The organism is Saccharothrix sp. NRRL B-16314 (genome assembly GCF_000716595.1).
In the GTDB taxonomy this organism is placed as follows: domain Bacteria; phylum Actinomycetota; class Actinomycetes; order Mycobacteriales; family Pseudonocardiaceae; genus Actinosynnema.
This window is the reverse complement of sequence record NZ_JNXC01000040.1, coordinates 192478-203289: the sequence shown is the minus strand read 5'-3', so window position 1 is coordinate 203289 and position 10812 is coordinate 192478. Positions and strand designations below refer to the sequence as shown.

The following is a 10812-nucleotide window of genomic DNA, read 5'->3' as shown; positions in this document are numbered from 1 at the left end:
GCCCCCAGCAGCCCCCACCCCACCCCCACCCTCGCGTGAGTCCTACGTTCAGAACGCGTGAGTCCTACGTTCGGAACGCGTGAGTCCTACGTTCGTGCCCCCCGAGTTCAACGCTCAGAACAGGGCCTTGTACTGAGCGTTGAACTCAGGGGTTCCGAACGTAGGACACGGTCGTTCTGAACGTAGGACTCACGGGTTCTGAACGTAGGACTCACGCGGGGGTGGTGCCCGGCTCGACGCGGACGCCGAGCCGCGTGACCGACAGCTCCCGCTCGGCGGACGCCGCCTTGGCCACCACCGCGTCCCGTTCCGCCGCCGTGAACGTGCCGGCCACGACGAACGCGTCGGCGAGTGACCTGGCCGTCGCGACGAACTGCCCGTGGTTGACGAACGGCGCGCGATCCCACAGCAGGTCGAGGAACGTCGGGCCGTCGTCGCCGGGCGAGGTGACGCCGTCGACCGGGACGTCGTAGTTCGGCAGGCCGTCGTCGCGCTTGCGGTTGGGCACACCGGTGTCGATCGAGCCGAAGACGACCGTCGGTTCGACCCGGCGGAAGTACGAGGACGCGGCCCGGGTGTCGCTGATGTAGTAAGGCCGCAGCGCAAGACCGCCCACCGAGAACGTCGGGTCACCGGCCGCCGTGCGCGCGCCGGCCGTGATCGCGGCACGGGTGTAGTCGCCGTCCCGCTTGAGGTGCCGGTACAGCGACAGTTCCGGCAACGCCCCGCTGCCGGGGTTGCCCATGATCTGGAGCAGCACCGGCCCCCAGAAGATCGCCTGGGTGTCCGGGCGGTCGACGGCCCGCTCGATCCGGACGCTGAACGGCATCCGGATCTCCACCACGTCACCGGGGCTCCAGTCGCGGCTCAGCGTCACGTACGTGCCCGGCCGCGCGTCGAGGTCCTGCGGTCGGCCGTTGACGGTGACGACGAACCCGCGTTGCACCCAGGCGGGTACCCGCAGCTTGAGGTCCAGCCTGCCCGTGCCGTCGATGGTGAGCTTCGCGTGGTCTTCGCGCGGGAAAGCGGTCTCCTGGGTGACGGTGAAGCCCTTCTCGGCCCACGTGAGCGTCGCGGGCGCGTAGAGGTTGACCCACAACGTGCTGTCGTCGGCGGAGCGGAAGTAGACCGTCTCCTGGTACTTCGTGTGGTTCTCCAGGCCGGTGCCGCCGCAGCACGTCCCGGTGTTGCCGAAGCCGCGAACGGTGCCCGGCCCCACCGGCTGGAAGTAGGTCACCTGCGGGTCGGTGGTGACGTCGGTGTCGGCCCGCGACCCGGTGATTATGTTGACCAGGCCGCGCTCGTAGTAGTCCATGTACGCCGGGTCGTGCTCGTGCAGGAACAGGTTGCGGGACAGCTTGAGGAGGTTGTACGTCGTGCAGGTCTCCGCGCCGCTCGTGGCGACGGTGTTCGCGACGTTGCCGCGGTTCTGGAACAGCTCGAGGTTGTTGTTGGAGCCCGGGTAGTTGCCGCCCACGCCGCCGTGGGCGAACATCCGGTGCGGGACGACCATGCCGAAGAGGTTCTTCGCCGCGGTGAAGTACTCCTCGCCGCCGCCACGCTCGTAGACGCTGAGGTAGCCGATGAACTGCGGCACGTGGGTGTTGGCGTGCAGCCGCTCGGGTCGGCGGCGGCCGGGGCGGTCCTGCGGGGTGACGACGAGGATGTCCCGGTTCTCCACGCAGGCTCCGAACAGCGACTCGCGGTTGTCGAAGCACTTGGCGGTCTGGAGGTGCTTCGCGTCGCCGGTGAGGTGGTGGATCTCCGGGAAGACCTCGTTCGCACCGCCGAACTCGCCACCGATGTAGAGGTCCCACATGTAGTTGAGGTCGTCGCGGGTCAGCGGACCCGTGTAGTCGGGGTGGTTCTTGTCCCCGATGGTCAGCGCGAGGTGCGCCCAGTCCGCCATCTTCGTGACGACTTCCAGGGCTTGGGCGCTGCCGGTGTTGTAGTGCGCGTCGAGGAGGCCGCGCATGATCTTGTGCTGGGTGTACCAGGGCGCCCACGTGTTCGTCTGGGCGTTCCCGCCGTAGACCGCCCAGCGCGGCGGGCCCAGTCGCAGCACAGCGTCCTCCGGGATCGCCCCGAGGTAACCGGGGAACGTCGGGACCCAGTCGGCGGGTCCGTCCGGGGAAGCGGCCACGACACCGGCGTCGCGGTTGTTGGGCGAGGCGTCCTCCAGGGTCGTGCCGTCGGCCTCGTCGAACCGGTACCACGCGATGCTGCCGCCACCGGTGGTGCCGGCCGGCGAGTCCACCACGGACCGCAGCTCGTCCTGCGTCAGCGCCCGGTCGAAGATGTGGAACTCGTCGATCGTCGCGTCGAGGTAGGGGTCGCCGTACTGCGACCGACCGATCCACCGGTTACCCGGGTTGCCCAGGTCGGACGGGTTCAGCGTCATGGCCGTGTTGACGCCGGCCGGCCTGCCGTCGACGTAGAGGGTGCCGGTCGAGCCCGCCAGCGTCACCGCGACGTGCACCCACTGGCCGGTGGGCAGCGCCGACGTGCCGTCGATCCGCTGTTCCCGGCCCGAGCCGCCGGTGGTGATGGCGAAGCGCGGCACGTTGCCGGCCACCCCCGCCCGCGGGGTCAGGAACATGTTGACGGTGGTGCTCTGGCCGAAGTCGAACAGCCTGCTCCAACTGCCGGTGGAGGCGAGGTTGACCCAGGTGGCGATGGTGAAGTCGGTGAGCTGGTTGATCGCTTCTTGCGGCAGGGTGCAGTACTGCGCCTCGCTCGGCCCGTTCAGCCTCAGCGCGTTGCCGAACCGGCCCGGCACCCGGCCGATCCGGGGAACGGGCTGCTCCCCGCCGCCACCGGGCGCGGAGCCCAGACGTGCGGTGATCGCCGCCTGGCACGCGGCCAGCTCGCCCACCATCCAGTCCAGCTTGTCCTTGTAGACCGCTTCTCCCCCGTCGGCGTACGCCTGGGCGAGGGCGGTCATGTAGTGCCCGGCCCAGTGGCCGCTGAGCAGCCCGCCGTCCTCCCAGCCACCCGGCACGGCGACACCGGGCGGGTTCGGCCGACCGGCCTGGTCGTTGAACAGCACGAGGAAGCGCCGCTCGTCGTAGGCGCGCAGGAACGCCTTGACGCGGTCCCGGTTCTCCTGGAGCAGACCGGTTCCCAGCCGCACGTCGCGCAGCGGGAACGGCCGCACCGGCGCCGTTCCACCCGGACCGGCCTGGGGCGCCGCCGTGCTTGAAGCCGCAGCGACCGCCGCGTGCGGGCCGAACAACCCTCCGGCGGCGAAGGTGGCGGTGCCGAGCGCGGACGCCTGGAGGAACAGGCGGCGGTTGAACGGAACGTTGCTGGAGTCGGCCACGGCGGGGCGTCCCTTCCCGAGGGGAGGACTCCTCCGGTCTCAGGTCGGGCGAGGCCGTCGAAATCCTTTTCGGGCATCCTGGCAAGGTGTCGTAGCCATGTCAACGCCGTGTCGGACGGTGAAGTAGCCGAAAACTTTTCGGCACCCTGTCCCTGCGTGTAACGGTGAACGGTCGCCGACGACATCCTCAGTGCAAGCCTGTTCCCCCTGCTGACGGGAGGGCTGATGGGCACGGAGGACGAACGCGTCGTGCTGCTGGTGGTCGAGCCGGACCCGGACGTCGACCCCGACATCGCCGACCGCCTCGCGCGCCGGCTGCGGACCGAGGTCGCCCAGTTGGACGTCGACGCCCGGCTGGCCGTGGACGGGCCGCTGCCCGAGGGTGCCAAAGGGGTCGACGCCGTCACGCTGGGCGCGGTGGTAGTGGCGTTGAGCGCGTCCGGCAGCGTGTTCCCGCTGGTCGTCGAGACGGTGCGGGACTGGCTCTCACGGCAGGCCGCGCGACACCGGGTGTCGGTCACGATCGACGGGGACACCATCGCGTTGGAGAAGGCGTCCGCGGACGAGCGGCGGGCGTTGGTCGACGCTTACGTGCTGCGGCACTCGGGGTGAACCGTGGGCCGGTGGCTGGCGCTGTTGATCGCGACATACGAGTACGAGGACGCGGGGTTGCGCCGGCTGATCACGCCCGCCCACGACGCGGAGGCGTTCGCGGAAGTGCTCGGTGACCCGTCGATCGCCGGGTTCGAGGTCACCACGCTGGTCAACGAGCCGCTGCACCAAGTGGGCCGGGCGATCGGCACCTTCTACCGCGGCTGCCGCCGCGACGACGTGACGCTGCTCTACTTCACCGGACACGGTCTCAAGGACGACGAAGGCCGGCTGTACCTCGCCATGACCAACACCCTGCGGGATGACCTGCTGTTCACCGGGCTGCCCGCCGAACACGTCGACAAGGCGATGGAAGGCTGCGCGTCGCGGCACAAGATCTTGGTGCTCGACTGCTGCTACAGCGGCGCCTTCCCGGCGGGGCGCATCACCAAGGCGGACACGGCCGTCCACACGCTCGAACGGTTCCAGGGCCGGGGCCGCACCGTGCTCACCGCGTCGGACGCCACCCAGTACTCCTTCGAGGGCGACCGACCGCACGGGCGGGCGGCGCAGTCGGTGTTCACGCGGTACCTGGTGGAGGGGCTGCGAGACGGCAGCGCCGACTTGGACGGCGACGGCGACATCACGGTGGACGAGCTGTACAGCTACGCCCACGACCGCGTGGTCGAGGAGATGCCGCAGCAACGGCCGAAGAAGCAGGAGGACGTACAAGGGCGCACGGTGATCGCGCGCAACGTCAACTGGAGCCTGCCCACCTACCTGTCCAACGCCCTCGCCAGTCCCATCGCGACCGACCGCCTCAACGCCCTCGAAGCCCTGAGCCGCTTGCACCGGGTGGGGAACGACGTCGTCCGGGCGCGAGCGGAACAGGAAATCCGCCGCCTGGCCGACGACGACAGCCGCCAAGTCTCCACCGCCGCCACCGCCCTCCTCACCGATCACCCGATTCCCACCACCGGATCGGTCGACACCACCGCCGAACCACCACCCGCGACAACGCCCCACCCGCTCAGCCCGGTCGAACCGCCTCCGTCGGCAACCACCCCACCGACCGCAGAGCCACCCGCCCCGCCGCCTGCACCGTCCACCGCTCCCCCTGCCTCGCAACCGACCACCCTGCGCACTCACCCCATCGAGCCCGCACCCCACCCCGCCCAACCCCCGCCGCAGCCAACCGAACCTGCGATGAGCCCCACCGGACCCGCGTCGCACCCCAAGTCAAACCCCAGCGAACCCCCGCCCGAGCCGATCAAACCCGCGCCACAGCCGGCCGATGCCGCGTCGCGCCTCACCGGGTCCGCGCCGCAACCAACCCGGTTGGAGCGACACCGGACCGGGTTCTCGTTCCGCCCGACCCGGATCGGATTCCGCCACGCCCTCGCCTCCCGCCGTGTCCGGCTGCTCGCACTGCTCGCCACAGCCGTCCTCGCAACAGCCGTCGTGTGGCTGACTTGGGACCGGACCGAATCCACCGAGGGCGGCTCGTCCGTGGAGACAACGCCGGTCATCGCCGGCGCAGTCGAACGGATCATGCTCAGCCCCGACGCCAAGACCCTCGCCGGTTTCACCACCGCCGGCGGCGTCGAACGCGTGCACCTCTGGGACGTCCCCACCCGACGCGAGATCGACAACGTCGGCGCCGACGCCTCCTCCTTCGCCTTCAGCAGCGACCCGAACACCCTCGCCTTCGGCGTGGAAGGCGGCGCGGCGGTGCTGTGGGACCGGACCAGGCACCTCACCAAGGCGAACCTCCGGGGCACCGAGTCCGGACCGGCACTGGCGTTCAGCCCGGACGGCAGGACCGTCGCCACCGCCGCCACCTGCGCGTGCCCGGCCCCGTTCGACAACCCGGTCCTCCTGTGGAACACGGCCGACGGCGGGCAGAAGGCCGCACTACCCGGGCACACCAACGGCGTCCAGCACATGACCTTCAGCCGAGACGGCCGTCTGCTCCTCACCGGCGCGGTCGACCGGACGGTCCGCGTGTGGGACGTCGCGACCGGCAAGAACACCGTGACCCTCGACGCCGGTCACATCGCCGCGTTCAGCCCGGACGCCACCCTGATCGCCGCCAGCAGCCACTACACCGAGAAGGTCAGCCTGTGGGACACCGCCACGGGCCAACGCGTCCGCCTCCTCGACGCCGCGGGCGAACCCGTGTCGTTCAGCACGGACGGCAAAACCCTGGCCACCACCGGGTTCGACCGGAAAGTGGCACAGCTGTGGGACGTCGCCACCGGCAAGCTCCTCAACACCGGCACCCCGGACGGCCCGTGGACGATCAGCCCCGACCACCGGACCGTGGCCATCGGCGCACCCGACAACTCCGTTCTCCTGATCGACCCCGCGACCGGCGGCACCAAGGGCAGGCTCACCGGCCACACCGCCCGCGTCTCCGACGTGACCTACAGCGCCGATGGCCGAACCCTGGTGTCCGCCGGCGCCGACGGCACCATCCGCCTGTGGCCGGGTTGAGGTGATCAGGTCACGGCGGCAGGTACGGTCGTGCCCCGAATCCACGTGATCACAGGGGGAACCGGTGAGCTCGGCAGGCACCCGCACGCTGATCGACGGCTGGCGTCGGGCGGGCGTGGCGGAAGGCATGACGCTGATCGTGCACTCGTCGCTGTCCGCCCTCGGCCCGGTGGACGGCGGCGCGTCCACGGTCGTCGACAGCCTGCTCGCAGCGGTCGGGACCAGTGGCACGGTGGTCGTCCCGGCGTTCACACCGCAGGTCTCCGACCCGGAGCCCGACCTCGGTGGCGTGCCCGACCCGGACTTGAGGGCTCGGCGCGACGCCGTGCCGCTGTTCCACCCGGACCTGCCCAGCCCTATGGGCGCGATTGCGGAGGCCCTGCGCACCCGAACGGACAGCGTGCGCAGCACCCACCCGCAGGCGTCCGTCGCCGCGGTCGGCCGGCACGCGGCGGACGTCGTGGCCCGCCAGCCGGTGAACTTCGCACTGGGTGCCGACTCGCCGTTCGGCCGCCTGCACGACCTCGACGCGCGCATCCTGCTGATCGGCGTGCGGCACAACCGCAACAGCTTCCTGCACCACGCCGAAACCCTCACCCCGCGGCCGAGGCTCAAGCTGCGCCGGTTCCCGGTCCGGCTCGACGGTGAACGGGTGTGGCTGGAGGCGTTGGACGTGGGCGACGACAACGGCACCCACTTCCCGGCGGTCGGCGACGAGTTCGAACGGCGGGCGGGCGTCGAGCGGACTTCGGTGGGTCGGGCGGCCTGCGCGCTGCTCCCCGCACGGCCGTTCGTGGAGTTCGCGGTCGAACGGCTCACCGGGTTGCTGGACGCCGCCCGGACCGGGTAGTCAGCCGGTGATGCCGAGGCCCGCGAGTTCACCCCTGGACGTCACCCCGAGCTTGCCGTAGGCGTTCGACAGGTGGTAGCCGACCGTTCTCGGGCTGAGGAACAGCCGCGCCCCGATGTCGCGGTTGGTCAGCCCACCGGCGGCGAACCCGACCACCTGGCGTTCCTGCGGGGTGAGCTTGCCGAGCAGGTCGTCGCACGCCGGGCGCGGCCGGGTCTCGCCGGTCGCGCGGAGTTCGGCGTGCGCCCGCGCGGCCCACGGCGTCGCGCCGAGCCGTTCGAACGCGTCGGTCGCGGCGCGCAGAGGCCCCCTGGCAGCCGAACGGCGTCCCGCGCGCCGCAGCCACTCCCCGCGCAGCAGGTCGGTGCGGGCCTGCTCGAACGGCCGACCGTCCGCGGCGTGCACGGCGGCTGCCTCGGCGAACAACGCCTCGGCCGTGTCGTCGGTGGCAAGGAGGGCGCGGCAGCGCAGGACGACGGCACGCACCCACGCCGGGCCGTCCTGGTCGGCCCAGACTTCCAGTCGTGCCAAGGACTCCTTCGCCTGTTCCGCGTCGCCGGAGCCGACGGCGGCCTCGACGTGGTCGGGCAGGCTGTGCAGCGCGGCCATCGTGTGACCGGACCCCCGGCCCAGCACCGCCTGCAACCTGCCGAGCGCGCTCTCGTGCCTGCCGTGGGCGAGATCCAGCAAGCCCAGCGCGTACTCGCTCCACACGATGTTCGGCCGCGTGATCGACTTGGCGAGCGAGTGGCAGTGCTCCTCGTCGCCGCGCACGGCGGCGAGGTAGGCCAGCAGACCACGAATCCGGTCGACGTAGTGGTGCTGACCCGTGTCCTGGGCGATCCGGACGCCCTCGGTGCCGTCGGCCAGGGCGTCCCGGAACCCGCCCGTGATGATCCGGGACCGGGTGAGCGTCATCAGCGCGAGCGGCAGCAGGCCGATCGCGCCTTCCTCCCGGCAGTCCCCGACGAGACCGGCCGCGATCTCGTGTCCCGTCCCGGGGTCGGTGGCCAGCAGGTCCCACGACGCGATCGAGGCACGTTCACGCAGCCCCAGCCGGGCGCCGTGACCGCGCAACGAGGCGAGCAGCGCGCGCAACGGGGGCAGGCCCCGGTCCAGTTCACCGGCCGCCAGGTGGGCCAGGCCCGTCGTCGCGGCGAGGTAGGGCGGGCCGGCCGCGCCGGGCGACACCCCGAGCGCGGGCAGCCGGGCGGCCAGGTCGTCCAGCGCCGGCCGGTCGTCGGCGATCCACGCGGCGGTGGCCGCCTCGAACAGCATCGACGCGGCGGCGTCCGGTGCCTCGGCGCTGATCGCCACCGCCGTGTCAGCGAGCAGCGTGTGGGACGTGGTGAGCAGACCGTGCTCACGGGCCACCGCGGCGCGGACCTGCGCCAGCCGGGCCAGCACCGCCGGGTCCGACACGTGCGGCGCGGCCAGGGCCGCCAGTTCCGCCGCCCGTTCGTTGCGCCCGGCGTCGGCGGCGGCAGCGGCGGCGAGCGCGTGGCGTCGGACCCGGTCGGCGGACCTGGTGCTCAGCTCGGCGGCACGTTCGTAGGCAGCGGCGACCGCCGCGCAGCCACCGCGGGCCCTCGCCTGACGCGCGGTCCGTTCGAGCAGGTCCGCCACCCCGTCGTCGGGTTCGAGAGTGGCCGCCGCGAGGTGCCAGGCCCGGCGGTCCTGGTGGTCGACGCGGGCGTGCGCCGCCGCCAGCGCCCGGTGCGCGGCGACCCGCTCGCCCGACAGCGCCCCGCCGTACACGGCCGACCGGATCAGGGGGTGCCCGAACACGACCCGTCCGCCGGTGACCCGCACCAGGTCCGCGCGCTCGGCCGGGTCGAGGTCGGCGAGTGCCGCGCCGACCTCCGCGGTCGCGGTCAGCACGACCGCGAGGTCGTCGGTCGCTTCCGCGGCGACGAGCAGCAGCACCGCGCGGGTCGCCGCGGGCAGGTCCGCGATCCGGTCCGAGAACGTCCGGCGGATGCGGGTCTGCCCGTCGCCGACGCCACCCGGCTGGTGGCCGTCGCGATGGGCGGCCAGGTACACGCGCAAGGCGAGCGGGTTGCCCTCCGCGTCCGCGACGATCCGGTCGCGGGCCGGGCCGGTCAGGACGGCGGACCCCGGGCCGGTCAGGTCGGCGGACGCCGGGCCGGTCAGGACGGCGGACCCCGGGCCGGTCAGATCGGCGGACCCCAGGCCGGTCAGATCGGCGGACCCCAGGCCGGTCAGATCGGCGGACCCCAGGCCGGTCAGATCGGCGGACCCCAGGCCGGTCAGGACGGCGGACGCCGCGGCGAGCAGGGCTGCGGACGCCGCGTCGTCGAGACGGCCCAGTGGCAATTCGGCGAGCCCGTGCGCGGGCAGGTCGGGCGCGTGCCGGTCACGGGCCGCGAGCAGCAGCACGACCCCGTCCGCGTCGAGGCGGCGTGCGGCGAACAGGATCGCGTCGGTGGAGGCGCTGTCGAGCCAGTGCGCGTCGTCGACCAGGCACAGCAGCGGTCGTTCGGCGGCGAGGTCGGCCAGCAGCGTGAGCAGGGCGAGTCCGACCAGGAACCGGTCGGTCCGCCCGTCGCCGCCGTCGTCCAGCCCGAGCGCGCCGCGCAGTGCCGCCGCCTGCCGGTCCGGCAGGGCGTCGACGCCGCCGATCACCGGTCCCAGCAACAGGTGCAGGCCCGCGAACGGCAGTTCGCTCTCCGCCTCGACGCCCGTGGCGCGCAACACCCGCATGCCGACCGCTCGGTCGGCGGCGGCGTCCAGCAGGGTGGACTTGCCGATGCCGGCCTCGCCGCGCACGACCACGGCGGCACTGCGCCCGTGGCGGGCGTCGGCGAGCAACCGGTCCACGACGGCCAGTTCCTCGGCCCTGCCGTACAGCATGTCCCGACTGTACGGTCCGCCCGCTCACGGACTTGCCGCCGCTAGCCGTTCTTGGCGAAGGCGGCGGACAGCTGGCCGACCAGCGTGGCGAACGGCATGTCGAGGTCGCCGTAGACCGCGCCCGCGAGCGGGGACGCGTTGTCTGCCAGGACTTCGACCACGAGTGACGCGTAGTCGGACACGACCACACCCGCCTGTTGCAGGCGAAGCAAGCCGGCCTCGCGCTTCGTGTCGGAGAACGTGCCGCACGCGTCGACCGGCACGTACACGTCGTAGCCCTCGGCGAGCGCCGCGATGGACGGGAACGCCGCGCAGACCTCCAGCGAGACGCCGGCGACGATGAGCTTGCGCCGCCCGGTCGCGTCGACCGCCGCCCGGACCCGCTCGTCGTGCCAGGCGTTGACGGTGCTGCGGTCGATCACGGTCAGGTCTGCGGGCAGCACGTCGACCAGTTCGGGGATGAGCGGCCCCCACATGCCGTCGGCCGCCGTGGTCGTGACGACCAGCGGGAGACCGAGGCGCGTCGCGGCCTTCGCCAGGGCGGTGACGTTGTGCTTGAGCTCCGCCACGGTGATGTCGCGGACGCCCGTGAACAGCCCGATCTGGTGGTCCACCAGGAGGACGGCCGCGTTGTCGGCGGTCAGGAACTCGGTGTTCGGCATCGGAGTCTGCCTTTCTG

Annotated in this window: 6 protein-coding genes; 3 read left to right on the top strand and 3 right to left on the bottom strand. The window is 72.2% G+C overall.

Translation table 11 applies throughout. The annotated features are described in order from the left end of the window. Positions 1-211: 211 nt before the first annotated feature. Positions 212-3322, bottom strand: a complete 3111-nt coding sequence (locus OQ02_RS35860; protein ID WP_063747210.1) for a beta-L-arabinofuranosidase domain-containing protein — start codon at positions 3320-3322, stop codon at positions 212-214. 225 nt (positions 3323-3547) lie between these two features. Here OQ02_RS35860 and OQ02_RS35855 point away from each other — a divergent pair, with 225 nt between their 5' ends. The 3 genes from OQ02_RS35855 (at position 3548) to OQ02_RS35840 (ending at position 7259) form a co-directional block, all read left to right on the top strand. Beyond that, positions 3548-3934, top strand: coding sequence for an effector-associated constant component EACC1 (locus OQ02_RS35855; protein WP_033443095.1), 387 nt, complete (start codon positions 3548-3550; stop codon positions 3932-3934). Positions 3935-3937: 3 nt separating this feature from the next. Beyond that, a complete protein-coding gene (locus tag OQ02_RS46850) occupies positions 3938-6409 on the top strand; it encodes a caspase, EACC1-associated type (protein WP_051773207.1) in 2472 nt (823 codons plus the stop codon). A gap of 64 nt (positions 6410-6473) precedes the next feature. Next, positions 6474-7259, top strand: coding sequence for an aminoglycoside N(3)-acetyltransferase (locus OQ02_RS35840; RefSeq protein WP_231500372.1), 786 nt, complete (start codon positions 6474-6476; stop codon positions 7257-7259). Here OQ02_RS35840 and OQ02_RS35835 read toward each other — a convergent pair whose 3' ends face one another. Both OQ02_RS35835 and OQ02_RS35830 read right to left on the bottom strand, forming a co-directional pair. Next, complete coding sequence (locus tag OQ02_RS35835; protein WP_033443094.1) at positions 7260-10133, bottom strand: helix-turn-helix transcriptional regulator; 2874 nt, start codon at positions 10131-10133, stop codon at positions 7260-7262. Positions 10134-10174: 41 nt separating this feature from the next. Further along, the gene (locus tag OQ02_RS35830; RefSeq protein WP_033443093.1) at positions 10175-10795 is read right to left on the bottom strand and encodes an isochorismatase family protein; all 621 of its coding nucleotides are present in this window, start codon (positions 10793-10795) and stop codon (positions 10175-10177) included. Positions 10796-10812: the final 17 nt, after the last annotated feature.